Source organism: Conexibacter woesei Iso977N (genome assembly GCF_000424625.1).
In the GTDB taxonomy this organism is placed as follows: domain Bacteria; phylum Actinomycetota; class Thermoleophilia; order Solirubrobacterales; family Solirubrobacteraceae; genus Baekduia; species Baekduia woesei_A.
The window spans coordinates 52,035-76,710 of sequence record NZ_AUKG01000004.1; the positions used below are offsets into that span (position 1 = coordinate 52,035).

The 24,676-nt window shown below is 72.0% G+C and carries 27 protein-coding genes; 8 read left to right on the plus strand and 19 right to left on the minus strand.

What is annotated here, in order from left to right; genetic code table 11:
- Window positions 1–9 precede the first annotated feature (9 nt).
- From H030_RS0124690 to H030_RS40530, 11 genes are all read right to left on the minus strand, one after another.
- Window positions 10–1,101, minus strand: a complete 1,092-nt coding sequence (locus H030_RS0124690) for a M24 family metallopeptidase (RefSeq protein ID WP_027008104.1) — start codon at window positions 1,099–1,101, stop codon at window positions 10–12.
- A complete protein-coding gene (locus tag H030_RS0124695) occupies window positions 1,098–1,544 on the minus strand; it encodes a type II 3-dehydroquinate dehydratase (protein ID WP_027008105.1) in 447 nt (148 codons plus the stop codon). Before H030_RS0124695 ends, H030_RS0124690 begins: the two co-directional genes overlap by 4 nt.
- Window positions 1,541–3,100, minus strand: coding sequence for a bifunctional shikimate kinase/3-dehydroquinate synthase (locus tag H030_RS0124700; RefSeq protein WP_027008106.1), 1,560 nt, complete (start codon window positions 3,098–3,100; stop codon window positions 1,541–1,543). The genes H030_RS0124695 and H030_RS0124700 overlap by 4 nt, the downstream gene beginning before the upstream one ends.
- Complete coding sequence (aroC, locus tag H030_RS0124705) at window positions 3,088–4,254, minus strand: chorismate synthase (RefSeq protein WP_027008107.1); 1,167 nt, start codon at window positions 4,252–4,254, stop codon at window positions 3,088–3,090. Before aroC ends, H030_RS0124700 begins: the two co-directional genes overlap by 13 nt.
- Before the next feature lie 13 nt (window positions 4,255–4,267).
- Window positions 4,268–5,290, minus strand: coding sequence for a hypothetical protein (locus H030_RS39870; RefSeq protein WP_027008108.1), 1,023 nt, complete (start codon window positions 5,288–5,290; stop codon window positions 4,268–4,270).
- Between the two features lie 2 nt (window positions 5,291–5,292).
- On the minus strand, window positions 5,293–6,078 hold the full coding sequence (locus H030_RS0124715; protein WP_027008109.1) for a hypothetical protein: 786 nt from the start codon (window positions 6,076–6,078) through the stop codon (window positions 5,293–5,295).
- Window positions 6,078–6,905 carry a PilN domain-containing protein gene (locus tag H030_RS0124720; protein WP_027008110.1) on the minus strand — a complete coding sequence of 276 codons (828 nt, stop codon included), beginning with the start codon at window positions 6,903–6,905 and terminating at the stop codon, window positions 6,078–6,080. The genes H030_RS0124715 and H030_RS0124720 overlap by 1 nt, the downstream gene beginning before the upstream one ends.
- On the minus strand, window positions 6,902–7,966 hold the full coding sequence (gene pilM, locus H030_RS0124725; RefSeq protein WP_027008111.1) for a type IV pilus assembly protein PilM: 1,065 nt from the start codon (window positions 7,964–7,966) through the stop codon (window positions 6,902–6,904). Before pilM ends, H030_RS0124720 begins: the two co-directional genes overlap by 4 nt.
- Before the next feature lie 127 nt (window positions 7,967–8,093).
- Window positions 8,094–8,849, minus strand: a complete 756-nt coding sequence (locus H030_RS0124730) for a prepilin peptidase (RefSeq protein WP_027008112.1) — start codon at window positions 8,847–8,849, stop codon at window positions 8,094–8,096.
- Between the two features lie 50 nt (window positions 8,850–8,899).
- Complete coding sequence (locus tag H030_RS37850) at window positions 8,900–9,322, minus strand: type IV pilin protein (protein WP_051223660.1); 423 nt, start codon at window positions 9,320–9,322, stop codon at window positions 8,900–8,902.
- A gap of 126 nt (window positions 9,323–9,448) precedes the next feature.
- A complete protein-coding gene (locus H030_RS40530; RefSeq protein WP_269208557.1) occupies window positions 9,449–9,853 on the minus strand; it encodes a type IV pilin protein in 405 nt (134 codons plus the stop codon).
- A 277-nt stretch (window positions 9,854–10,130) separates the two neighbouring features.
- Between H030_RS40530 and H030_RS0124745 the strand changes: the two genes are divergently transcribed.
- Window positions 10,131–11,831, plus strand: a complete 1,701-nt coding sequence (locus H030_RS0124745; protein ID WP_027008113.1) for a DUF2029 domain-containing protein — start codon at window positions 10,131–10,133, stop codon at window positions 11,829–11,831.
- Here H030_RS0124745 and H030_RS0124750 read toward each other — a convergent pair.
- A complete protein-coding gene (locus H030_RS0124750; protein WP_155892261.1) occupies window positions 11,747–11,992 on the minus strand; it encodes a hypothetical protein in 246 nt (81 codons plus the stop codon). The two genes, H030_RS0124745 and H030_RS0124750, sit on opposite strands and share 85 nt — an antisense overlap.
- 94 nt (window positions 11,993–12,086) lie before the next feature.
- Here H030_RS0124750 and H030_RS0124755 point away from each other — a divergent pair, with 94 nt between their 5' ends.
- The 4 genes from H030_RS0124755 to H030_RS0124770 are packed head-to-tail and all read left to right on the plus strand — an operon-like array spanning window position 12,087 to window position 15,499.
- Window positions 12,087–12,482 (plus strand): hypothetical protein, encoded by a 396-nt coding sequence (locus H030_RS0124755; RefSeq protein WP_027008115.1) that lies wholly within the window; start codon window positions 12,087–12,089, stop codon window positions 12,480–12,482.
- Window positions 12,479–13,393 (plus strand): NAD-dependent epimerase/dehydratase family protein, encoded by a 915-nt coding sequence (locus tag H030_RS0124760; RefSeq protein WP_027008116.1) that lies wholly within the window; start codon window positions 12,479–12,481, stop codon window positions 13,391–13,393. The genes H030_RS0124755 and H030_RS0124760 overlap by 4 nt, the downstream gene beginning before the upstream one ends.
- Window positions 13,390–14,310 carry a tRNA glutamyl-Q(34) synthetase GluQRS gene (gene gluQRS / locus H030_RS0124765; RefSeq protein ID WP_027008117.1) on the plus strand — a complete coding sequence of 307 codons (921 nt, stop codon included), beginning with the start codon at window positions 13,390–13,392 and terminating at the stop codon, window positions 14,308–14,310. The genes H030_RS0124760 and gluQRS overlap by 4 nt, the downstream gene beginning before the upstream one ends.
- A gap of 19 nt (window positions 14,311–14,329) precedes the next feature.
- The gene (locus tag H030_RS0124770; RefSeq protein ID WP_027008118.1) at window positions 14,330–15,499 is read left to right on the plus strand and encodes a ribonuclease D; all 1,170 of its coding nucleotides are present in this window, start codon (window positions 14,330–14,332) and stop codon (window positions 15,497–15,499) included.
- A 6-nt stretch (window positions 15,500–15,505) separates the two neighbouring features.
- Here the strand turns inward: H030_RS0124770 and H030_RS37855 are convergent, their stop codons facing one another.
- Window positions 15,506–16,612, minus strand: a complete 1,107-nt coding sequence (locus tag H030_RS37855; protein WP_051223662.1) for a GGDEF domain-containing protein — start codon at window positions 16,610–16,612, stop codon at window positions 15,506–15,508.
- A gap of 109 nt (window positions 16,613–16,721) precedes the next feature.
- Window positions 16,722–17,315: a hypothetical protein gene (locus H030_RS0124780; RefSeq protein ID WP_155892262.1), complete on the minus strand. Its 594-nt coding sequence runs from the start codon at window positions 17,313–17,315 to the stop codon at window positions 16,722–16,724.
- 58 nt (window positions 17,316–17,373) lie between these two features.
- Here H030_RS0124780 and H030_RS34955 point away from each other — a divergent pair, with 58 nt between their 5' ends.
- Entirely contained in the window at window positions 17,374–17,892 is a 519-nt protein-coding gene (locus tag H030_RS34955; RefSeq protein WP_035129922.1) for a DoxX family protein, read from the plus strand.
- A gap of 13 nt (window positions 17,893–17,905) precedes the next feature.
- A complete protein-coding gene (locus tag H030_RS0124790; RefSeq protein ID WP_027008120.1) occupies window positions 17,906–18,280 on the plus strand; it encodes a YccF domain-containing protein in 375 nt (124 codons plus the stop codon).
- Between the two features lie 63 nt (window positions 18,281–18,343).
- Here the strand turns inward: H030_RS0124790 and H030_RS0124795 are convergent, their stop codons facing one another.
- From H030_RS0124795 to H030_RS0124810, 4 genes are all read right to left on the minus strand, one after another.
- Entirely contained in the window at window positions 18,344–19,552 is a 1,209-nt protein-coding gene (locus H030_RS0124795; RefSeq protein WP_027008121.1) for a type II secretion system F family protein, read from the minus strand.
- 14 nt (window positions 19,553–19,566) lie between these two features.
- Window positions 19,567–20,652 (minus strand): type IV pilus twitching motility protein PilT, encoded by a 1,086-nt coding sequence (locus H030_RS34960; protein ID WP_035129733.1) that lies wholly within the window; start codon window positions 20,650–20,652, stop codon window positions 19,567–19,569.
- Window positions 20,653–20,714: 62 nt separating this feature from the next.
- On the minus strand, window positions 20,715–21,668 hold the full coding sequence (locus tag H030_RS0124805; protein WP_027008122.1) for a hypothetical protein: 954 nt from the start codon (window positions 21,666–21,668) through the stop codon (window positions 20,715–20,717).
- 54 nt (window positions 21,669–21,722) lie between these two features.
- Window positions 21,723–22,676 (minus strand): aldo/keto reductase, encoded by a 954-nt coding sequence (locus H030_RS0124810; protein WP_027008123.1) that lies wholly within the window; start codon window positions 22,674–22,676, stop codon window positions 21,723–21,725.
- A 67-nt stretch (window positions 22,677–22,743) separates the two neighbouring features.
- On the opposite strand from H030_RS0124810, the gene H030_RS0124815 reads away from it, so the two are divergent.
- Complete coding sequence (locus H030_RS0124815; RefSeq protein WP_027008124.1) at window positions 22,744–23,658, plus strand: bifunctional helix-turn-helix transcriptional regulator/GNAT family N-acetyltransferase; 915 nt, start codon at window positions 22,744–22,746, stop codon at window positions 23,656–23,658.
- Between the two features lie 7 nt (window positions 23,659–23,665).
- Here the strand turns inward: H030_RS0124815 and H030_RS34965 are convergent, their stop codons facing one another.
- Entirely contained in the window at window positions 23,666–24,652 is a 987-nt protein-coding gene (locus H030_RS34965) for a hypothetical protein (protein WP_035129737.1), read from the minus strand.
- Window positions 24,653–24,676 lie beyond the last annotated feature (24 nt).

Below are 24,676 nucleotides of genomic sequence, written 5' to 3' on the forward strand. Positions count from 1 at the left end.
CTTCGGCTGCTATTCGATGATCTGCAGCTCTTTCGGCAGCGAGGTCAGGACGTCGGACCCGTCCGCGGTCACGATCGCCAGGTCCTCGATCCGGACGCCGACCGCGCCGGGCACGTAGACGCCGGGCTCGACGGTCACGACCTGGCCGACCTCGAGCGTCGCCTCGGAGCGCTGCGAGAGCCGCGGGCCCTCGTGCACCTCGGCGCCGACGCCGTGGCCGAGGCCGTGGCCGAAGTGCTCGCCGTGACCGGCCGCGGTGATGATCTCGCGGGCGACCGCGTCGACTGCGCGCCCGCCGGCGCCGGCCCTGACGGCCGCCAGCGACTCGATCTGGGCCTTGAGGACCAGCTCGTAGATCTCGCGGTCGCGCGGGTCCAGCTCGCCGGTCGCGTAGGTGCGCGTGCAGTCGCTGGCGTAGCCGTCCAGCTGCGCGCCCCAGTCGATCGTGACGAGCGTGCCCTTGGGGATCTCGACGTCGCGCGGGACCGCGTGCGGCAGCGCCGAGTGCGTGCCCGAGGCGACGATCGACGGGAACGAGCCCGACTCGGCGCCCGCCCTGCGCATCGTCATCTCGAGGTCGAGCGCGACGTCGCGCTCGGTCCGCCCCGCGAGCCCGCGCGTCAGCACCTCGGACAGCGCCGCGTCGGCGAGCTTGGCGGCGGCGCGGATCCTCGCCTGCTCGTCGGCGTCCTTGACCGCTCGGAGGTCCTCGATGATCCCGCCGGCGGCGACCAGCTCGACGCCCTCGGCGATCCGGCCCGCCAGCGCGGTGTGATCCCTGACCGACATGTGCGCGTCGTCGAAGCCGAGCTTGACGGTCTTGCCGTCGGCCGGGCCGACGAAGCCGGTGACCGCCTGCTGCAGCTCGGGTGCGATCTCGCGCTGCCAGCCGTCGGCGACCTGCTCGGAGGCCTGCGTCAGGTAGCGGAAGTCGGTGAGGAAGACACGCTGCGCGGCCGGCCCGACGAGCGCGAGCCCGTTGGAGCCCGTGTAGCCGGTGAGCCAGCGGACGTTGACGAGGTCGGTGACGAGCAGGGCGTCGAGCTCGCGCTCGGCCAGCTTGGCGGCGACACGGTCGGCGCGGTCCATCGGGTTGCTCACAGCTCCAGCTCCTTCTTGATGCGGGTCAGCGCGGTGCGGTAGCCCTCGACGCCCTCGCCCTTGACGGTCTCGACGCAGAGGTCGCGGATGACCGAGATGCGGCGGAACTCCTCGCGCGCGTCGACGTCGGAGAGATGCACCTCGACGGTCGGCAGCGCGGCGATCTCGAGCGCGTCGCGGATCGACCAGGCGTAGTGCGTCCACGCGCCGGGGTTGATGACGATCGCGTCGGCGCGGTCGTCGGCGCGGTGCAGGTGCTCGACGAGCGCGCCCTCGTGGTTGGTCTGGAAGAACCGCGGCTCGAGGTTCAGCTCGTGGGCGAAGACGGCGATCCTCTGCTCGAGCTGGTCGAAGGTGATGCCGCCGTAGATCTCTGCGGGACGACGCCCGAGCATGCCGAGGTTGACGCCGTGGACGATGAGGACGCGGTTGCGCGTGGTCACGATGGCGACAACTCTCGCACGGCGAGCGCGATGTCGTCGTCGGCTACGTCCTGGCCGTGGACGACGTCCCCCGGCGCGCGTACGAGCACGAACGGCGTGCGCGCGGTGTCGGTGCGCTTCTTGTCCAGGCGCGTCGCGGCGACGATGGTGTCCGGGTCGACATCATGGCCTTGGAGGGTGACCGGCAGGCCGGCGGCGCTCAGCAGTTGGCGAACCTGTCCGCGCAGGTCGCTGAGGCCGCTCAGCCGCAGAGCCGCCAACAGCCCGAGGCCGACGGCCTCGCCGTGGCGCAGCGTGCCGTAGCCGAGCGTGGTCTCCAGCGCGTGGCCGACCGTGTGGCCGAGGTTGAGCACCTGGCGGCGGCCGCCGTCGCGCTCGTCGGCGGCGACGACCTCCAGCTTGGTCCTGGCGCAGGCGAAGATGACGTCGTCGTCGACCGGCGCGCCGCCGGCGACCTTCGCCCACAGCGGACCGCCCGCGATCAGCGCGGTCTTGACGACCTCGGCGTAGCCGGCGGCGTGCTCCTCGGCGGGCAGCGTGGCCAAGGTGGTGGTGTCGACCAGGACCGCGGCGGGCTGGTGGTAGGCGCCGACGTAGTTCTTGGCGGCGGGCAGGTCCACCCCGGTCTTGCCGCCGTAGGCCGAGTCGACCTGCGAGACGACCGTCGTCGGGCACTGGACGACCGGGATCCCGCGCTGGAACGTGGAGGCGACGAAGCCCGCGAGGTCGCCGACGACGCCGCCGCCGAGCGCGACGAGGTGGTCGGCGCGCGTGACGTTCTGCTCGACCAGCGCGGTCCAGACGCGCTCGCAGGTCGCGAGCGTCTTGTGCTCCTCGCCGGGCGGGAACTCGACCAGCCCCGCGATGCCGCCCGTGACCAGCGGGCCCACGTGGTGCTCGGCGACCGCCTCGTCGGTGATCGCGATCGAGCGCCCGCCGAGGCCGGGCAGCCCGGCCAGCGGCGCGCCCGCCAGCGCCAGCACGCCGCGCCCGACGTAGACCGGGTACTCGCCGGTCGCCGCGCTGGCCCACAGCATCCGGGTGCCCTCGGGTGCGGACTCCAGGACGCGCAGCGCGGCGTCGGCGCGGACGATCACGCCCGGGTCGGCCTGCGGCAGGCGCGCGTCGGCGAGCGCCTCGTAGATCTCGGCGCGCTCGGCGTGCAGCGCGGCGAACGCGGCGCGGTCGCGCGCCAGCGGGCGGCCGCGGCCCTCGGCACGCGCCCAGGCGGTCTCCAGCGGGACGTCGAGCAGCACGACCGTGTGCCGGGACAGCGCGGCCCGGACGTCCTCGTGCAGGACCGAGCCGCCGCCGAGCGACACCACCATGTCGGCGTCGCGCGGCGCGTCGAGCAGGCCGAGGACGACCTCGGCCTCGGCGGCGCGGAACGCGGCCTCGCCGTCCTGGGCGAACACCGTCTCGATCGGCCGCCCGAAGCGGGCGACGAGGAGGTCGTCGGTGTCGACGTGCTCGACGCCGCGCGCGGCCGCCAGCTCCCGGGCGAGGGTCGTCTTCCCCGCGCCCATGAAGCCGATGACGACGGTCAGCCGCGCCACGCGATCCGCTCGGTGTACCGCGCGACGGCCTCGCGGACGTCCTCGATGTGGTCGCCGCCGAACTTGCGCCGGTAGGCGTCGGCCAGCACGTAGGCCAGCATCGCCTCGCCGACGACGCCGCCGGCCGGGACCACGCAGGAGTCGGTGCGCTCGCGCAGCGCCTGCGCGGGCTCGTGGGTGGAGATGTCGACCGAGCGCAGCGGCTTGGTCAGCGTCGGGATCGGCTTCAGCGCGGCGCGCACGACCAGCGCGCCGCCGGTCGTCATGCCGCCCTCCAGGCCGCCGGCGTGGTTGGTCTCGCGGTAGTAGCCGCGTTCCTCGGTGTAGAAGATCTCGTCGTGGGCCTGGGAGCCGGGCTTGCCCGCGAGGTCGAAGCCGTCGCCGAACGCGACGCCCTTGACCGCCTGGATCGAGCCGAGCGCACCGGAGATCCGGCCGTCCAGGCGCTCCTCCCAGGAGACGTGCGAGCCGAGGCCCGGGACGAGGCCGAACGCGACGACCTCGAAGACGCCGCCGATCGACTCGTTGGCCTTGCGCTGCACGTTGATGTGGTCGACCATCGCCCTGGAGGCGACCGGGTCCAGGCAGCGGACCTTGTCATCGTCGACGCCGTCGAAGTCGGCGACGGTCAGCGCGGCGTCGCGATCGGAGACGTAGACGTCGCCGATCTGGATGACGTGCGAGCGGACCTCGACGCCGAGCGCGCTCAGGAACGCCTTGCACAGCGCGCCGCCCGCGACGCGCGCCGCGGTCTCGCGCGCGCTGGCGCGCTCCAGCACGTTGCGGACGTCGGAGAAGCGGTACTTCTGGACGCCGTTGAGGTCGGCGTGGCCCGGGCGCGGGAGGTGGACCTCGGGGATCTCGGCCTCCACCGGCCACGGGTTCATCCGCTCTTCCCAGTTCTGGTAGTCGCGGTTGGGGACCTGGAGCGCGATCGGGCCGCCGAGCGTCTTGCCGTGCCGGACCCCGGCCGTGACGTTGGCGTGGTCCTTCTCGATCTTCATGCGCCCACCACGGCCATGGCCCAGCTGACGCCGGGCCATGTCGCGATCGATCGACTCCTGCTCGAGGGCGAGCCCCGCGGGCAGCCCCTCGACGATGGTCGTGAGGCCCGGTCCGTGGGACTCCCCTGCGGTGATCAAGTTCAGCGCCATGCGGCGCCGAAGTCTATGAGCCCGAGCCGGAGACCACCGTGTTGGTCTTGCTGACAGCCTCGCCGGCCGGCTTGACGGCCGTGCGCTGCAGGAGCCCGAGGCTCTTGTTGTAGGTCAGCGACGACAGCTTGTCGGGGTCGGTCGCGACGATCTGGCGGATCACGTCGCGGCCGGCCTTCGACTCGCGGGCCTTGGCCGTCTGGGCCTTGGCCGCGGTCGTCGTGGTGGCCTTGATGTTCAGCAGCTCCAGCTGGTACTGCACGACGCCGGCGGTGCCGCTCTGCATGTCGAAGAACTCGATGTCGCCCCTCGTCAGCGTGATCTGCTGGCAGTCGGTCGGGGACGGCGTGCAGTGGCCGTCGCCGGACGGGACGACGTCGCCGTTGATCAGGAACGTCGCGGACCTCTTGTCGGCGCTGAGGCCCATGTACACGAAGAACGGGCTGTCCGAGGACGGCAGCGGCGTCAGGCGCGCGATGTTGTTGTACTTCCTCTCCGCCCCGGACTCGCCGAAGGAGAGGTCGACGCTGTAGGTCGTGACCTTCTTGGCCGGCGTCGTCGTGCCACCGGTCGACGGGGTCGTCGTGCCGGTCGACGGCGTCGTCGTGCCGGTGCTCGTGCTCCCGCCGGTGCTCGACGAGGAGCCGCCGCCCGTGGAGGTGGAGGCCGAGGTGGCCGCCCTCTTCTTCGGGGCGAGCGCCGCGACGAGCGCCTCGGCGGTCGTCTTGACGGACGCGCGGATCTCCGCGTCGGTCGCGTGCGGCTGGTGGTGCTGGACGAACGGATCGCGCACCGAGGAGGCGTTGGCGGTCTTGCCCGCGGCCTGCTGCTCGAGGCTGACGACCTGGGCGGCCGTGGTCGGTGACGGCGTGGCCGACGACGTCGCGGCGCTGGCGACGGCCGGCGGTGTGGTCGCCTCGGACTTGCCGCCGAGGGCGATCGGGACCGCGACGAGCGCGGCGACCAGCGCCACGGCCACGGGCCAGAGGCGCTTCTCGACGAGGTCGGTGATGACGTTGCGCAGGAAGGGAGGCATCGCTAGTTGTCCTGGATGAGGCTGGCGGTGGCGGTCGACGAGCCCGTGCTCGGCGTCGTGGTCGTTCCGGACGGCGCGGTGGCGCCGGCGGTGAGGCCCTCATCGGCGGGCAGCAGGTAGGACGTGACGACCATGGTCGCCTGGATGTCCGGGAAGCCCTTCGGGCCGGCCGCGTAGACGACGCCGTCGGTGCTCAGCAGGCGGCCGCGGACGAGGATCCCGTCGCGGTTGACCTGCGTCAGGTTGTTGACCGAGTGCAGGAAGCGGTTCATGTCCGAGAACGAGCCGGTGAGCGAGAACGCGAACGGCATCGTCGGGAAGCCCGCCGTGCCGACGGTCGCGCCCGGCGGCAGCGCCGAGGTCGTCGTCGCCGACGTGGTCGTGCCCGGCGTCGTGGTGCTGCCGGTGGCCGAGGCGACCGCGGCGGCCGCGCCGGTCGGGGACGCCGACGCCGCTGAGGTGCCGGTCATCTTGATCTGCTCCAGGTCGATGTGGTTGGCCGAGGCGGCGTGCTGGAGCTGGTAGACCAGCGAGGGCACGTCGTCGTCGACCGGCACCGACTTGCCCAGCTGGGCGACCGTCGAGTAGTCGGAGGAGTACTTGGCCTTGGCGGACGAGGCGGAGGCCACGGCCGCGTTGGCGGTGTCCAGGCGCGTCTGGGCGGTCGAGACCTGCGCCGACAGCGCGCTGGCGTCCTTGTGCTTGGGGCTGATCGCCAGGAACCAGAAGGCGCCGAGGACGCCGACCATGCCGAGGACGATCAGGACGTAACGGTCACGCGCGGTCATCAGTTGGTCCCCCCGGGCGTCGTGGTGGACGCCGGAGTCGAGGTCGAGGCGGGCGTTGCGGTCGAGCCCGGCGTCGCGGTGCTCGCCGGCGTCGTGCTGGACGCGGGTGTGACCTGCGACGCGGTCGTCGTGGTCCCGGCGGCATCGATGTTGGTCACCGAGGTCGCGATCTGGCCGGTCGTGGCCTTGAAGAACACGTCCACGTTGAAGATCGGGAACTTGGCGTGCCCGCCGCGGCAGTCGGAGCTTGCGCCGCCGCCGCCGTTGCCGGCCGCGCCCTTCGTGGAGTCCTCGAGGCTGACACGGTCGACGCCGTTGACGAGGCGCAGGCGGGTCAGCAGCCCGGACACGGCGGCCTGGCTGGTCGTGCAGCCGGAGATGACGATCGCCGGCTCCGACAGGCCCTGGCGCAGCGCGCCGGCGGTGCCGCCGCTGACCGTGACGCCCGGCGACGTGGTCGCCGTCATCGAGGTCAGCCAGGCGTTGCGCGGCAGGTTGGCGGCGACCTCGCGCAACGCGTGCGCCCAGTCGAAGCGCGCGGCCGCGAGCTGCTTGACGGTGTCGACGCGCTTCTGGCGGATCGACGCGAACTTGGTGTAGGCGGTCAGCGACCCGGCCTTGGCCTCGGCCGCGGTGGCCTCGGCGTTCAGCGAGGCGACCTTGGCCTGCTTGTCGGAGACCGACCTGTCGGCGCTGAAGAAGAGCGCGGCCATCGCGACGACGAGCGCGAGCCCGCCGAGCACGAAGTACGCGCCGCCGCCGGACTTGCCCGCGACGCCGCCGGCGCCGCGCTGCTGGTCGGACGGGATGAGGTTGACAGCCCTCATGCGGCCGGAGCCTCCTCGACGGCCAGGCCGGCCGCGATCGTGAGCAGGTGGGGATCGAGGCCCTCCGGCGAGCCCTCGAGCACGCCGGACTCGACCGGCAGGCCGAGCTCGGCGGCGAGCGCGTCGTCGAAGCCGGGCACGGTGGCCGCGGCGCCGGTGAGCACGGCCCGCTGGACGCGCAGGCTCATGCCCTCCTGGGCGTGGTGGAAGTCGAGCGAGTTGCGGACCTCGCCGCCGATGCGGCGGACGCCGTCCAGCAGGACCGTGCGGGCCTCCTGGGCGATCTCGTCCTGGTCGTCGGACTCGATCTCGCTGAGCGGCAGGACCAGGCCGACGTGGCGCAGCCAGCCCCGCGCATGCTCCAGCGTCAGCGCCTTGCGCTCGGCGAGCTCGACGGCGATGGCCTCGAGGCCGCCGCCGACGACGCGGGTGAAGAGGCAGGTCGTGCCCTCGGCGACCGCGAGGTTCGTGAGGCCGCCGACCGAGAGGTAGAGGACCGGCTCGGCGGGCGCGAGCGGGTCGGCCGGGGCGCGGTGCAGCGCGCGGATCATCGCGAAGGCCGAGAGGTCGATGCCCTCGGGCTTCAGGCCCGCGGCCTTCGCGGCGGCCATGACGCGGTCGATCATGTCGCGGCGGGCCGCGACGATCAGGACGCGCTGGCGCTTGCCGTGCTCGGTCTCGACGATGTCCAGCGGCTGGAAGTCCAGCACGGCGGAGTCGAGCGGCATCGGGATCTGGTCCTGGGCCTGGAAGCGGACGGCCGCCTCGAGCTCCTTGCGGTCCTCGAGCGGTGGGAGCTCCAGAACGCGGACGACGATCTTCTGGTTGGCGATGCCGATGCGGACCTTCTTGTCGAGGCCCTTGTTGTCGCGGTAGAGCGACTTCAGAGCTTCGGCGAGGGCGTCGACGTCGTTGACCTCGCCGTCCCGGACGATGCCGGTCTCCAGCGGGGCGACGGCTGCGGTCTTGACGGAGACGACCCCGTTGACCGACACCGATGCGGCGTGGACGGCCGAAGGCTCGATCTCGAGTCCGACGATGTTGGTTGCGCGCTTGGCCATGTTCAGGACGGTGGGTCGGCGATAAGTGGCGGTGCCTCAAGCACACGCCCCGACACCCTCGGTTGTTCGTCCAAGTGGACGGCCGCTTGAGGGCGGGAGAGGTTCTGGCGTCCGAGCGCCAGGACCGCTAGAAACGATCGGTGTAGGAGTCGACGAGCGAGTCGCCGACGAAGAAGGCGATCAGCGCGCCTGCGGCCAGGAACGGGCCGAACGGGATCTTGACCTTGCGGCCCGCGGTGACGCCGGTGCTGGTCATCACCGCCACGCCGACGACGACGCCGAGGATCAGGGCGATGAAGATCGCGGGCGCGACGGCGCGGCCGAGGTAGAGGCCGAGCACGGCGGCGAGCTTGACGTCGCCCATGCCCATGCCCTTCTTGGACAACATCGCGGGCAACATGAAGAAGATCAGCGCGGCGGCGCCGGCGGCCAGCTGCTCGGGCAGGTCGTGCGGCGCGAGCAGCGCGCCGAGGACGATCGCCAGGACGGCGGCGGGCGCGGTCAGCGCGTTGGGGATGCGCCTGACGTCGAGGTCGATGACCGCGATCGGCACGAGGAACGTGACGAGCACGAGGCCGAGGACGAGCTGCGCGGCATCGTCGTGCTTGACGGCGACGACCAAGGCGTACAACGCGCCGGTCACCGCCTCCACGACGGGATAGCGCGCCGAGATCGACGTCTTGCAGTTGCGGCAACGCCCGCGCAGGACGAGCCACGAGAAGAGCGGGATGTTGTCGTAGGCCTTGAGCTGCGTGTCGCAGCCGGGGCACTTCGAGCGCGGCTTGACGAGCGACTCGCCGCGCGGGAGGCGCCAGGCGACGACGTTCAGGAACGAGCCGATGATGAGGCCGAAGAGAGCGGCCGGTGCGAGCGCGGGAGCCATGTCACCACCGTTGATCGGCAGCGGCCCCCGCGCCCTTGACGCGATGCGTCCTACCAGCTGCCGTTGTTGCAGCCGCGGCTGCCGCCGGAGCAGCCGCGCACCAGGCCGGAGCCGGCGTTGACGTCCTTGCTGATCGTGAATGTGCCGCCGGACCTCGACCTCGCGCTGACGGTGTAGGAGTCGGTGGTCGTGCTGGTGACGTCGACCTGGCCCTGGCCGGTGCCGATCGGCAGCCCGGTCTCGTCCATCTGGGACGCCGTGCACTTCGTGTAGTCCGTGGTCCCCGCGTAGCAGGACTCGACGTGCTCGACGAGCGAGCGCGCGTTGGACTTGGCCGACGTGTCCTGGGCCTTCTGCTGCTGGCCGAGGAACGACGGGATCGCGATCGCGGCGAGGATCCCGATGATCAGGATGACGACGAGGAGCTCGATCAGCGTGAAGCCGTCGTCCTCGCTGGTGAAGCGGGTGTTCATGTGAAGCGAACCTCTCCCTGGAAGGCCGTGAACTTGGGGGGCATGGCCGGGAACACGGACGGGGCGGGCCTGAGCCCGCCCCGTCGGCCGCTACTACGATGTCCTACGCGGTGAGCGCTACTGCGCTTACCAGGAGGTGCTGGAGCAGCCGGAGCCCTGGCAGGTACGCGAGACGGTGCCGTCAGAGTTCTTCGTGATGACGTACCTGTTGTTCGACTTCGAGGTCGACGTGATCGTGTACGTCGTGCCGTCGGAGCTCGGGGTGACCGTGGTCTGGCCCGTGCCGGTGCCGATGGCGATGCCGGAGGTCGAGGTGTTGCAGCCCGTGTAGCTCTGCGCGTCGGCGTAGCAGGACTCGAGCTGGGTGACCATGTTGCGGGCGTCCGACTTGGCCGACGCGTCCTGGCCCTTCTTCTGCTGGCCGAGGAACGACGGCAGGGCGATCGCGGCGAGGATGCCGATGATCAGGATGACGACGAGGAGCTCGATGAGCGTGAAGCCCTCGTCCTCGTTCTTGAAGCGCTGAAGCAAGACGATCCCTCCTGTGAGATCTGGTGTTTGGTCTTCACGTGCGGAGGGTTGACATCCCTCATCGGTCATCCGGGGTCTAGGTCTTTGCAGCAAGCCCCGTCAGTTGCCCGGTGGTTCCGTCACCGCACAGTCGAAGTTGTCGGCGTGCGCCGGTCCGGCTTGCGCTTCGATGTCCGATTTCTGGACTTCTGTTCTAGGGGGAACACCCCATGCGGCCCGGCCGTCCTTTACACGGGCGCGCGCTCAAGCGCGGCGCGCGCGCGCCGATCTCGTGGGCATGCGGCGTCTCCCCCTCCTCGGCCTGCTCCTGACGCTCGTCCTCGCGCTGGCCCCGGCCGCGGCACACGCGGACAACATCGTCGGCGTCGGCGTGACCACCCCGACCTCGCTCAACGAGGTTCCCCCGGGCTTCAGGACAAGCACGCGCCAGGCGGTCGGCCTCGCCCGCCGCCAGCCGGCGTTCGCCAAGCGGCTGGCCCAGCACGGCACCAGGATCGACGTCTCGATCTTCGCCAACAGCTTCTGGCAGGTCCAGGTCGAGGACCACGGCGGCCACGTGATCGCCCAGGTCGACGTCTCCCCCTACGGCCGCGTCATGGGCGTCTACACCGGCGTCGCCGCGACGTCGTACATCGCGCGGCCCGGCTTCGAGCAGAGCTTCCGCCGTCCCTGGGTCTGGCTGACCTTCGGGATCCTCTTCCTCGCGCCGTTCATCGACGTGCGGCGCCTGCGCCGCCTGCTGGTCCTCGACCTCGCGGTGATCCTCAGCTTCGGCGTCTCGTTCGCGATCCTCGACGCGGGCGGGCACTCGGACCTCGGCGTGTTGATGATCTACCCGCCGATGGTCTACCTGCTGGGCCGCATGCTGCTCGGAGGGCTGCGCCCGCGCGCCGCGCGCGGCCGGCTGGTCCCCCACTTCCCGACCTGGCTGCTGGCCGTCGGCCTGATCGCGCTGGTCGGCGGGCGCGTCGCGCTGAACGTCGAGAGCACCAAGGTGATGGACATCGGCTATGCCTCGGTCGCCGGCGCGGACCGCATCATGCACAGGCAGGAGCTGTACGTCGACAACGACACGCACGGCGACACGTACGGGCCGGTCAACTACATCTCCTACATCCCGTTCGAGGCCGCGTTCCCGTTCGAAGGCGAGTACGACCGGTTGTGGGCCGCGCACGCCGCCGCGATCTTCTTCGACCTGATGACGATCGTCGGGCTGGTCCTGCTGGGCCTGAAGCTGCGCGCCGGGCCCGAGGGCCGGCGCCTCGGCCTGGCGATGGCGTGGGCGTTCGCCGCCTGCCCGTTCACGCTGCTGACGCTGCTCGACAACACCAACGACGGGCTCGTCGCGATGTTGTTGGTGATCATGCTGCTCGTGTTCCAGTGGGCGCCGGCGCGCGGGCTCGCGCTCGGCCTGGCGACCGCGGCGAAGTTCTCACCGGCCGCGCTGCTGCTCGTCGTCGCACGCGGCACCGGCGGTCGCGACCGCGAGGACGGGCGCCGTCAGTGGCTGCAGGCCGCGGGCGTCTGCGCCGCGATCTTCGTGTTCACGATGGCGATCTACTTCCCGGCCGACGGCGGCCTGCGGGCGCTGTGGAACTGCACGCTCGGCTACCAGCTGGGCCGCGACCCGGACTTCTCGCTGTGGGCCGTCTCCTTCAACCTCGGCTGGTTGCAGACGGCGCTCGACGTCTTCGGGATCGGCGTCGCGCTGGTCGCGGGCCTGTGGCCCGGGCGCCGGACGCTGACGCAGGTCTGCGCGCTGGCCGCCGCGGTGCTGATCGCGATCCAGCTGCCCGGCGGGCACTGGTTCTACTACTACATCACGTGGTGGGCGCCGCTGGTGATCGCCGCGCTGTTCACCCGTTACAAGGAGCCGCTCGCGGCGGCGCTGCCTCAGGACGAGGAGTCGTCGGAGGAGGGCTCCTCCGACGCGGTGGCCGCGGGCGCGTCGCCGAGCTCGGCCTTCTTGGCCGCCTGAGCGTCGTGGTCCGGGAGGAACGTCCCGGTCCCCTCGCACCAGGCGCAGTCGACGTTGAACGGCGTGCCGCCGAGGTTGGAGATCAGCGTGCCGGTGCCGCGGCACACCGTGCAGGGCACGACCTCGTCGTCGAGCTCGGGGGTCTCTTCATCTGAACTCACTGGGCGGCGAGCGTAGCGGCTCGGCCGCTGGTCCTGCGGCGTGCGTGCGCAGTGGTCCTGTCCGCCGGACCGGTGGCCCGTTAGCGTCGCGGCCATGCAGCACGCCCCTCTCCGCGCCGGCCTCTGGGCCCTGGCCGGCGTCCAGCTCGTGACCGGCCTCTGGCTCGTCGCCTCCCCGTCGACCTTCTACTCGGCGATCGCGGACTTCGGCGCCCGCAACACGCACGACCTGCGCGACATCTCCGCGTTCTACCTCGCCTCGGCGGTCGTGCTGGCGGTCAGCACCGCGCGGCCGTCGTGGCGCGCGCCCGCGCTGGCCCTGGTCGGGCTGCAGTTCGCGCTGCACGCGCTCAACCACCTGCTCGACATCGGCAACTCGTCGCCGGGCTGGGTCGGGCCGTTCGACCTGGTCGCGCTCGCGGCGGGCGCGCTGACGATCGGCTGGCTGTACCGCGCCGCCGACCGCGACGACCGGGAGCGCGCCCGATGAGGATCTTCCTGGCGGGCGCGACCGGCGTGATCGGCCGGCCGCTCGTGGACACGTTGCTGGCCGCGGGCCACGAGGTGACCGGGACGACGCGCGACGCCGCACGGGCCGAGGCGCTGCGCGCACGCGGCGTGACGCCGGTGGTCCTGGACGCGTTCGACGCCGATGCCGTGCACGCCGCGGTGCGCGCGGCGGAGCCGGAGGTCGTCATCCACCAGCTGACCGCGCTCCCGGCCCAGCCGGACCCGAAGCGGATGGACGCGGCCGTCGAGCTGACCGCCCGCCTGCGGCGCGAGACCGTCCCGACGTTCATCGCCGCCGCCCACGCGGCGGGCGCGCGCCGGATCCTCGTGCAGTCGATCTCGTTCGCCACGCAACCCGACGGGCGCCCCGACCACGACGAGACCGCGCCGTTGGCGCCCGAGCACGAGGCGGTCGGCGCGATGGAGGCTGCGATCCTCGGCGCGCCCGACGGCCTGACCGCGCTGTCGTTGCGCTATGGGTTCTTCTACGGCCCCGGCACCTGGTACGCGCCGGACGGGGCCATCGGACAGATGATCGCCAAGCGCCGCTTCCCCTTGATCGGCTCCACCGAGGGCCGCTCCTCGTTCATCCACGTCGACGACGCCGCGGCGGCGACCGTGCGCGCGCTGGACCGCGGGCCGACCGGGATCTACAACATCACCGGCGACGAGCCGCTGCCCCAGCACGTCTGGCTGCCGCACGCCGCGCAGCTGATGGGCGCCAAGCGGCCGCTGAGGGTCCCGGCGTGGCTGGCGCGCCGCCTGGCCGGCGATGCGGTCGTCCACTACGCGACGACGCTGCCCGGGAACCTGAACGGCCGCGCGGTGACGACGCTGGAGTGGAGGCCACGGCGCTGGCGCGACGGCTTCGCGGAGGTCTTCGGGTCCTGAGCACCCCGAACCGCACGGGGCGCTTCGCGCCGTCTCCGACCGGGACGCTGCACCTCGGCAACCTCCGGACCGCGCTGCTGGCGTGGCTGTACGCGCGCGCCCAGGGCGCGGAGCTCCTGCTGCGGATCGAGGACCTCGACCGCGGCCGCGTGCGCGAGCGCTTCGAGGTCGAGCAGCTCGCCGACCTGCGCGCGATCGGCGTGGACTGGGACGGTGAGCCGGTCCGGCAGTCGGAGCGGACCGAGGTGTATGAGAACGCGTTGCGCGCGCTCGAGGAGGACGACGCGTTGTATCCGTGCTGGTGCACGCGCGCGGAGATCCGCGAGGCGTCGTCGGCGCCGCACGGGCCGCTGCCCGAGGGCCACTACCCCGGGACCTGCCGCCGCCTGACCGCCGCGCAGCGCGCCGAGCGCGAGGCGTCCGGCCGCCCGCCGGCGCTGCGGGTGGACGCGGGCGCGGCGTCGATCGCCTTCACCGACCGCCTGCACGGCGAGCAGGTTGGTGTGGTCGACGACTTCGTCGTCCGGCGCAACGACGGCGCCTACGCCTACAACCTGGCGGTCGTCGTCGACGACGGCGCGCAGGCGGTCGGCGAGGTCGTCCGCGGCGACGACCTCCTGGACTCCACCCCGCGCCAGCTCTGGCTCGCGCGCCGGCTGGGCCTGCCGGACGTGTCGTTCGCGCACGTCCCGCTCGTGCTCGGCGGCGACGGCGCGCGGCTGGCCAAGCGCCACGGCGCGGTCACGCTCGCCGACCGCCGCGAGCAGGGCGAGGACGCCGCCGCGGTGCGCGCGCGGCTGGCCGCGTCGGTCGGGCTGTGCGGTCCGGACGAGCGCCCCTCGGCGGCCGAGCTGGTAGCGCGCTTCGACCCGCGCGCGTTCGCTCCGGGGCCGTCGGGACCACTGCCGGGCCTGTGAACGGATAGCGTGCGCGGCCATGCCGTCGCGGTCCCCCGCAGAGATCGCCGAGCGCGCACGGGAGACCGGCCGCCTCGGCATCGACACCGAGTTCATGGGCGAAGGGCGCTACCAGCCGCTCCTGTGCCTGATCCAGATCGCCCTGGACGACGGCGAGGGCGGTGCCGAGGTGATCGTCCTCGACCCGCTGACCGAGGAGTACGACCCCGCGCCGCTGGCCGAGGTGCTCGCCGACCCGGCGATCGAGATCGTCCTGCACGCCGCCCGCCAGGACGTCGCGCTGCTGCGCCGCGACTGGGGCCAGCAGATCACCAACGTCTTCGACACGCAGGTCGCCGCGGGCTTCGCGGGCATGCGCGCGCAGCTCGGCTACGAGCCGTTGCTGAAGGAGACGCTCGGCGTCCGACTGAGGAAGTCGGCGTCGTTCACGCGCTGGGACGACCGGCCGCTGACCGAGGAGCAGCTCGGCTACGCGCGCGAGGACGTCCTGCACCTGCTGCAGGTCGCGAGCGCGCTGCAGGGGCGCTTGACGGAGCTCGGCCGCCTCGACTGGGCGCGCGAGGAGTGCGCGGCGTTCACCGCGATCGACGACAGGCGCGACCTCGAGGTCGTCTTCGGCAAGCTGCCGCGCGTGAACTCGCTGGACCCGTCCCAGCGCGCGGTCGCGCGCGAGCTGGTCGCCTGGCGCGAGGAGTCCGCGCGCGGCGCCGACCGGCCGGTCTCGTCGATCCTGCACGATGCCGCGCTGGTCGAGATCGCCAAGCGCCGCCCGCAGAACGTCGACCGCCTGCGCCAGATCCGCGGGCTCAACGAGGCGACGCTGCACCGCCGCGGCAAGCAGATCGTCGAGGCCGTCGTGCGCGGGCGCGAGCAGCCGCCGATCCCGGTCGAGGGCGTCAAGCCGACGCAGCCCGACGCCGAGGACGCACCGCTGATCGCGCTCGGCGAGGCGCTGGTCCGGACGCGCGCGATGGAGTCCGAGCTGGCCTACGAGCTGATCGCCGCGCGCGCCGACCTGCAGAAGATCGTCACCGCGGTGCGCAACGGCGAGCCCGAGCCGTCGGTCCGGACGCTGGAGGGCTGGCGGCGCGAGGTCGTCGGCGACGAGCTGCTGGAGCTGCTGGCCGGCAAGCGCACGCTGCACGTCGGGCCGGGGCACCGGCTGCAGATCGACGGCGCCGACGCGTAGCCGCCGCTAGGCGGCGAGCGGGTACGACGCGCTGGTCACGACACCGAGCTCGTCGGCGCGCTCGTGCGTGTCGTTGACGCGGACGCGGTTGCGCCCTTCCTGCTTGGAGCGGTACAGCGCGAGGTCGGCCTCGGCGAAGACCGTGTCGTACTCGAACTCGCCGGGGTCCGACGCGCTGACGCCGAAGGAGATCGTGACGAGCAGCCCGGCGATCGGGTCCTCGGCGATCGCGGCGCGCAGCGTCTCGGCGACCTCCGCGGCCTGGCGGTGGTCGGCGCCGGGCAGGACGATCAGGAACTCCTCGCCGCCGAGGCGGTAGGCGAGGTCGTAGGCCCGGAGCGCCTTGCGCATCCTGTAGGCCACGTCCTTGAGGACGACGTCGCCCGCGGCGTGGCCGTGGCCGTCGTTGATGTTCTTGAAGTGGTCGAGGTCGCCGACGATCAGGGCGACCGGCTCGCGCAGGATCTCGGCCTGCGCGACGAGCTCGGCGACGCGCGTCTGCAGCGCGTTGCGGTTGAGCATCCCGGTCAGCGGGTCGATCACCGACGAGCTGCGGTGCTCCAGGTCGGACTTCATCAGCGCGCTGGACAGCAGCGCGACCGCACCGATCAGCGTCATCGGCATGATCACGGAGTCCGGGTGGTGGGTGATGTAGCGCGCGTCGACACCGAACGTGACGAGCAGCAGCAGGCCGAAGGCCACGCCGACGCCGACCGCGACCGCACGCGCGTTGAAGCGCGCCGGGAGCGTGACGAGCGGGATCACCAGCCACGCGACGGCCGGGCTCTTGGGGCCGCCGGTCAGCGCGATCGAGCCGGCGATCGCCAGCTCGGAGATCAGCCACGCGGTGGCGATCGTGATCTCGGGCTGCTTGGCCGACGCGTGCTGGCGGTCGACGAGCGCGAAGCCGACGATCGACAGGCCCAGCGGGATCAGCGTCCACCAGCCGACCCAGTGGCCGCAGGCCAGGAGCGCCACCGCGATCGCGATGAACGAATAGCGCCGGAACGGCTTCAGCCGCGCCTCCATGTCGACGGCGCGGACGCGGTCGGCCGGCTCGGGGCACAGCCACGAGCGGGGCGCGACGCTGATGTCCGGGTGCTCCTGCTCCACGTCCCGTTGGTCGGCAGATGGGCGAACCCACCTGAGCGGGTGGTGCCGTTCTTGCACAGGTTTTCGAGCGCCCCGTGCAGGCAAGTTGCGCGCTTGTGCGGGTTGACGCTTATTGGCAGACCGGCATGCAGTCCGTCACGCGACCTTCGTTCCTGGTCGCGACGGCCGAGCGGGCCTGGAAGCGGAACGAGTCGAAGATCGCCGCCGCGCCCGCGCCGGCCCTCTCGAACGGCGCGCGGGTGACGAGGATCGACAGGCGGTTGCCGTCGATGCCGACGGTCGCGTCGACCTTCCTGAACGCGTGTCCGGTGCCGGTGACGTCGAGGTTGGCCCTCGGCGCCTCGCCCGCCAGGACGACCGCCTCCAGCTGCAGGACCGGCGTGTCGGTCGCCTGCGGGCGCATCGTCAGGACGAAGGCGGCGTAGGGCCTGATCTGGTCGTTGGTCGTGAACTCGGCGCAGAGCCTGCCGCCGCCGCGGGCGATCCGGAGCTTGGTCAGGTCGCCCATCGGCGCGGCGTCCGAGGACGTCCCGTTGGTGCGGCGCTGGTCGCCCTTGGGGTCGCTGGTCGTGACCGTCCTGCCGATCTTGGCGCAGTCGGTGAACGAGCCGTAGTTGTGCGTGTCGTCGGTCGTGCCGCAGCCGGCGGTCGCCGCGGCCAGCAGCGCGCCCGCGCCCAACACGATGGTGATGTTGCGCCGCATCGGCCCGGGAGTCTCGCATGGCGGTTCGCCGCGTCGCTGTCCGGGCAACGTCAGGGTCATGAGCATCGGCACCGTGGCACTCCGTGGGATCGTCGGCCCGCTGTTCGTCGGGCACGGCACGCAGAAGCTGTTCGGCTGGTTCGGCGGGCACGGCCTCGAGGGGACCGGCGGGTTCTTCGAGTCGATCGGGTTGCGGCCCGGCAAGCGCCACGCGGCCGCCGCCGGCGTATCCGAGGCGCTCGGCGGAGCCCTCCTGATCGCCGGCGCCGCGACACCGCTGGCCGCCACGATGGTCTCGGGCACCATGATCACGGCGATCCGCAAGGTCCACGCCCCCAACGGCCCCTGGGTGACCGACAACGGCTTCGAGTACAACGCCGTCCTCATCGCCGCGATGGCCGCCCTCGTCGACCGCGGCCCCGGCTCCCCCTCCATCGACTCCAAGCTCTTCCCCAACTGGAAGGGCCCCTTCTGGACCATCGCCTCCCTCGCCGCCGCAACCGCCGGCTCCTTCCTGGTCGACGCCATGTCCGAGCCGGCGTCGGAGGCCGAGTTCTCCGAAGCACCGGCGGCGTAGGATCCGGGGCCGCATGCGGCTCCTGCTGAACATCATCTGGTTCGTCCTCGCCGGGCTCTGGCTGGCTATCGGCTACGCCATCGCGGCGCTCATCTGCTTCATCTTGATCATCACGATCCCCTTCGGGATCGCCTCGCTGCGCATCGCCCTCTACGCGCTCTGGCCCTTCGGCCGCACCGTCGTGCGCCGCGGCGACGCGGGCGTCGCCTCCGGGATCGGCAACATCATCTGGCTGCTCCTCTGCGGCTGGTGGCTGGCCCTCGGCCACCTGATCACCGGCACGCTGCTCTGCCTGACGATCATCGGCATCCCGCTCGGCCTGGCCAACTTCAAGCTGATCCCCGTCTCGCTGCTCCCCCTCGGCCGCGAGATCGTCGACACGCCCTGACCCGGAAACGCGGAAGGGCGCCCGGAGGCGCCCTTCCAACCCTGCCCCTGAGTGGAGCGACGCTTACTTGATGGCGTCGTAGACCTTGAAGAGCGGCATGTACATGGAGACGACGATGAAGCCGACCATGCCGCCGACGACGATGATCATCACCGGCTCGAGGATGGAGGCGAGCTGCTTGACCGCGGCTGCGACCTGGTCCTCGTAGAAGTCGGCGATCTTGGACAACATGGTGTCCATGGCGCCGGTCTCCTCGCCGACGCCGATCATGTGGGTGACCATGCCCGGGAACACCGCGGCGTGCTTGAGCGGATCGGCGATCGTGCCGCCCTGGCGGACGGACTCGATGACGTCGCTCATCGCCTTCTCGATGCACCAGTTGCCCGCGGTCTGGCCGGTGATCTCCAGCGCCTGCATCAGCGGGACGCCCGCCGACACCAGAGCGCTCAAGGTCCGCGACCAGCGCGCAAGCGCGATCTTCTGGACGATGTCACCGATCTTCATCGGGATCCGCAGCTTGAACGTGTCCCACTGCTTGCGGCCGGCGGTGGTGGTCTTCCACCTCTTGAACGTCCAGCTCGTGCCGAAGCCGCCCAGGATGAAGAGGTACCAGTAGCCGGTGATCGCGTTGCTCAGCCCGACGGTGAACTTCGTGATCGTCGGCAGGTCGCCGCCGAACTGCTTGAACGTCCCGACGAACACCGGGACCAAGAACACCACCAACGCGATCAGCACGCTGAACGCGAAGATCATGACGACCATCGGGTAGGCCATCGCGGCCCTCACCTGGCGGCGCAGCGAGTCGGCGCTCTCCAGCTGGTCGGCCACCCGCGTCAGCGCGCTGTCGAGCACACCGCCGGTCTCACCCGCGCGCGTCATCGCGACGAACAGCGGGTTGAACACCTTGGGATGGCGCTCCAGCGCGTCGCTCAGCGGGAGACCCGCCTCGACGTCCTTGCGGACGGCGGTCAGCGTCGTGACGAGCTTCTCGTTCTCGGTCTGCGCCTCCAGCACGTACAACGCGCGGAGGATCGTCATGCCCGAGTTGACCATCGTCGCCAGCTGGCGGGTCATGATCGTCAGATCGGCCGGCTTGATCCTGTTCAGGAACGGGATCTCCAGTTCCTTGGACCCGCGCTTGTCGGCGATGTCCAGGACGATCAGCCCGCGCTGCTTGAGCTGGTCGCTGACGATCTGCTTGCTCTCGGCCTCGACCTCGCCCGACGCCTTCGCGCCGGTCAGGTCCATCGCCTTGAAGACGTACGTGGACATGGCTCAGCTCTCCCCTATGCGGCCTGAAGGCCGCCGAGACCCATCGTGAGCCGCTTGAGCTCCTCGGGCGTCGAGGAGCGCGTCTCGGCGACACGCTGGGTGATCTTGCCGGCGCGCACGAGCGACGCCAGCGCGGTGTCCAGCGTCTGCATGCCGACGCCGCCGCCGGTCTGCATCGCCGACAGGATCTGGTGGGTCTTGCCCTCGCGGATCAGGTTGCGGACCGCGGGCGTCGGGACCAGCGTCTCGCAGGCCACGACGCGCGAGGAGCCGTCGGCGGACGGGATCAGCGTCTGGGTCATCACGCCCTGAAGCGCGACCGACAGCTGCGTCCGGACCTGGTCCTGCTGATGGGACGGGAACACGTCGATGATGCGGTCGATCGTCTGCGGCGCCGACTGCGTGTGCAGCGTCGCGAAGACGAGGTGGCCGGTCTCGGCGGCGGTCAGCGCGGTCGAGATCGTCTCGAGGTCGCGCATCTCGCCGACCAGGATCACGTCCGGGTCCTGGCGCAACGCGCCCTTCAGCGCCGGGCCGAAGCCCTGCGCGTCGGAGCCCAGCTCACGCTGGTTGACCATGCACCTCTTGTGCGAGTGCAGGAACTCGATCGGGTCCTCGATCGTGAGGATGTGCTCCTCGCGGGACTCGTTGATCTCGTCGATCATCGCCGCCAGCGACGTCGACTTGCCCGAGCCGGTCGGGCCGGTCACGAGGACCAGGCCACGCGGCTTCTTGCAGAACTCGTGGACGACGGGCGGCAGGCCGAGGTCGTCGATCTTGGTGATGACCGACGGGATCAGGCGGAACGCGGCGCTGAGCGCGGAGCGCTGCAGGTAGGCGTTCACACGGAAGCGAGCCGTGCCCGGGACCGCGTAGGCGAAGTCGAGCTGCCAATCCTGCTCGAGGCGCTGACGCTGGTCGTTGGTCAGGATCCCGTAGATGATCTCGCGGGTGTCCGTCGGGTCGAGGACGGGGTAGTCCTCCAACGACGTCAGGCGGCCACGAACACGGATCTTCGGGTGCGAACCCGCCGTGATGTGGAGGTCGGAGGCACGACGCTCGAGGACGTCGAGCAGGAGCTGGGCGAAATCGAACCGCATCGCTTCTGGTGGTCGGTTCGTCCAGGCGCGTTCTTGAGCCGCGCGGCCCCTGGGTGGACGGCCTAGCCCGGCAACGCGACGCGCGCGATCGTCCTCGCGCTCGTCTGGACCCACACGTTGCTGCGCGTGAAGACGATCGCCGGCGCCTTCAGCGTGGCGATCGCGCGCGTGGCCACGAAGCGACGGCTGGTCGCCGCGCGCATGATCTGCAAGGCGCCGCTCCCGCTCGCCGGGCGCCAGGCGACCCACCCGGCGCCGCCGAGGACCGCGGCCGGCGCCGTCGTGAACGACGGCGGGACCTTGACGAACCCGGCGTTCCCGCAGCGGCGCAGCGTGTGCCGGACCGGGTTGCCCGGTCGCGCCGGGCCCGTCCGGGAGTCGATCAGCGCGTAGGGCGCGCGGTACTGCACCGGGCGCAGCGCCGGGCCTTCGTAGTTCTGGTCCGGGGTCGCGCCGACCGGGCTCGCCGCGATCGGGCCGCAGTAGGGCGCCGTCAGGGCGGGCGTGTCGAGGCCGTAGCTCAACCTGGGGTCGGTCGGGTCGTCGCTGCGCGTCGCCCCCGTGCGCCAGTTCGTCCAGCGCACCCCGTAGCCGCGGTCGGCCGGCGGGACGACCTGGAAGACCCACTGGCTGCCCACCGACGACGTGACGGCGGGCGACTGGGCGCCGGGCGCGGTGTAGCGCGGGAAGCTGCCCTGCTGGGCGCCGGCGAGGTCGGTGATGTCGACCGTCGCCACGCAGTCCCACGCGATCACGCCGGACCCAGCGGCGGCCGGCACGCAGCCGGGGCGCGCCGCGAGCGTGCGGCGCTTGTCGCCGTCGCCGAGCAGCAGGACCGAGCCGTCGCCCTCGCGCAGCGCGATCGTCGCGCGGTCGGCCGCGCCGAGGACGGTCCCGGCGGCGTGGAGCGACGTGGCCGCCAGCGGCTTGGGGGTCTCGACCGAGCCGGCCGAGGCGGCCGCCGCCGGGGCGAATGCCGCGAGGAGGGCGATTGCTGTGAAGGTCTTGCGCATCATCGGCCTCAACGACCACGCGCGGCGGAAGTTGCGCTCGGGGACGCGCCGGTCCGGCTAGTACCGGCCGCCGACCGGCGCGGGCAGGCCGTCGAGGGCGTCGAGGTCCTCGGAGCCGAGCAGCACGTCGACCGCCGCCGCGTTCTCCTCCAGGAACGGCACGCGCTTGGTCCCGGGGATCGGGACGACGTGCTCGCCCTGGGCCAGGACCCACGCGAGCGCGATCTGGCCGGGCGCGACCTCGTGGCGGTCGGCGACCTCCCGGACCGCGTCGACGATCGGCTGGTTGGCGTCCAACGCCTCGCGCTGGAAGCGCGGCCAGCGCCGGCGGGCGTCGTCGTCCTCGAGCGCGTCACGGTCGAGGCGGCCGGTCAGGAAGCCGCGGCCGAGCGGCGAGTACGGGACGAACGCGATCCCGTGGCGCTTGCAGAAGTCCAGGACGCCGTTGTCCACCGGGTCGCGGGTCCAGAGGCTGAGCTCGGACTGCACGGCGGCGATCGGGTGGATCGCGTGGGCGCGCTCGAGCTCGTCGGCCGTTACCTCCGACACCCCGATGTGCTTGGCCTTGCCGGCTTCGACCGCCTCCCTCAGCGCGCCGACCGACTCCTCGATCGCGACCTCCGGGTCCGGGCGGTGCAGGTAGTACAGGTCGACGTGGTCGACCTCCAGGCGCCGCAGCGAGCCGTCGATCGCGTCGCGGATGTGCTCCGGCCGGCCGTTGCGCGCGATCTCCCGCGTGTCCGGATCCTTGACCATCAACCCGCACTTGGTCGCCAGGACGTACTCGTCGCGGCGGCGGCCCTTGAGCGCGTGGCCGACCAGGATCTCGTTGTGGAACGGCCCGTAGACGTCGGCGGTGTCGATCAGCGTGCAGCCGAGGTCGAGCGCGCGGTTGATGACCGCGTCGGCGTCGGTGCCCTCGCGGTTGCCGTAGGCCCAGCTGAGCCCCATCGCGCCGTAGCCGATCGCGCCGACGCGCGGCCCGTGGTACCCCAGCTCTCGCGTGACCATCGCTCCACCATAGGCGGTGCGGGAATGCTTGACTTGGTCAACGATCTGCGGAACGCTTGGGCGCGTCATGGATGAGATCGCCGCCGTCCGCGCGTTCACGCGGTTCTACACCAACAAGGTCGGCGCGCTGCGCGGTGGGCTGCACGGCTCGCGCCACGCGCTGCCGGACGCGCGGGTCCTGTTCGAGCTGGGCGACGGCGGCGGCGCGATGGAGGTCGCGGCGCTGAAGGCGTCGCTCGACATGGACGCGGGGCAGCTGTCGCGCCTGCTCACACGGCTGGACGACGACGGGCTGGTGACGCGTTCGCGCGCCGACCACGACGCGCGCAAGCAGGTCCTGAAGCTGACCGCCAGGGGCCGGCGCGAGGTCGCCAGGCTCGACCGCGGCGCGGTCGCTCAGTGGTCGGAGCTGCTGGAGGACGTCGACCCCGGAGCACGCGCGCGGCTGGTCGGCGCGATGGGCGCGGTGCAGCAGATCCTCGGCGCCGACGGGCCTCCGGAGGTCACGCTCCGGGACCCCGGACCCGGCGACCTCGGCTGGATCGTGGAGCGCCACGGGGTCCTGTACTTCGAGGAGTTCGGCTGGGGCGCGGGCTTCGAGGCGCTCTGCGCGCGGGTCGTGGCGGACTTCGCGGAGCAGTCGAGCACGCAGCGCTTCGCCCGCGGCTGGATCGCGGAGGCCGGCGGCGCACCCGCCGGGTGCGTCCTGTGCGTCGATGGCGAGGACGACGGCGACGCCAAGCTCCGCCTGCTGCTCGTCGAGCCGTGGGCCCGCGGCCTCGGTGTGGGCGGCAAGCTCATCGACGCGGTCGTCGCCCACGCCCGCGAGCGGGACGCCGACCGCGTCGTCCTCTGGACCAACCACCCCCTCACCGGCGCCCGCCGCCTCTACGAGCGCCGCGGCTTCCACCAGATCGCCGAGGAGCCCCACACCGACTGGGACATCCCGCTCCGCGGGCAAGTCCTCCAACTCGACTTGTAGGACTTGCCTACTTCTGGGGCAGTCGCGTGGTCCAGAGGCCGGTGGAGCTCGACACGTAGATGCGCCCGCGCGTGAACACCACCTCGTAGGAACCCGGCCCGACCCCCGCCATGTTGTACCGGCGGCGGTCGGCCAGGCGGATCACGTCGAACCGCGTCCCGTGGTGGGCGATCGTCGTCAGGCCGGCCACCCAGCCCTCCCCGAGCGCCGTCGGCCTGAAGTGGACGGGCAGCGCGACCGGCCGCGCGAGCCCGCAGCGCCGCAGCGTGAACGCCGTGGGTTCGTTCGTCGCGTCCGTCGGGCTCGGCGGCGCCGGGGCCTGGATCAGCGCCCACGGGCCGTCGACCTGGGCGGCGTAGTACTCGGGCAGGGCGGCCATGTCCGGCTCCCCGCGCCAGACCCGCCGCAGCGGCGCGCAGAGCGCGTCGTACAGCCCCGCAGCGTCGAGGTCGTCGACCTGCCCGGCGTCTTCCTCGCCCGACTCCCGGACCTCGCCCGTGTGCCAGTTGACGTCCTGCCACCAGTGCCCGGCCTCCTTGGCGCTGTTGTAGCCGCGGATCCACTGGGCCCCGACGTACACCGGACTGCCCGCCGTGTAGCCGTTCGCCGCGTCGTCGTCGCTCCTGGCGTCCAGCTGCGTGACGACCGTGCCGTCCAGGCGCGTGACGACGAGGTGCATGACCCCGTTGGCGCCGCGCTCGCCGCACTCGCCGGCCAGCAGGCCGCTGCCCGCCGCCGACAGCACGCAGCCCTCCGGGGACGTGACCGTGCGCACGACGCGGTCGTCGGTGCGGAGGACGGTCGGGGCGTCGAAGCGCGGGCCCGTGCGGTAGGCGACCGTCGTCGGATCGGCTTGCGCCATCAGCTGCGTCCCCCGGCCGCCGACCTGCCCGGCGTGGAGCTTCCGGACCGGCGCCGTCTTGGCCGCGGCCGTGCTCGCGCCGCAGGCGAAGACCGCAACGAGGATCAGCAGTACTTGGAGGATCTTGCGCATCGACCGCTTCAACGGAATGCGCGC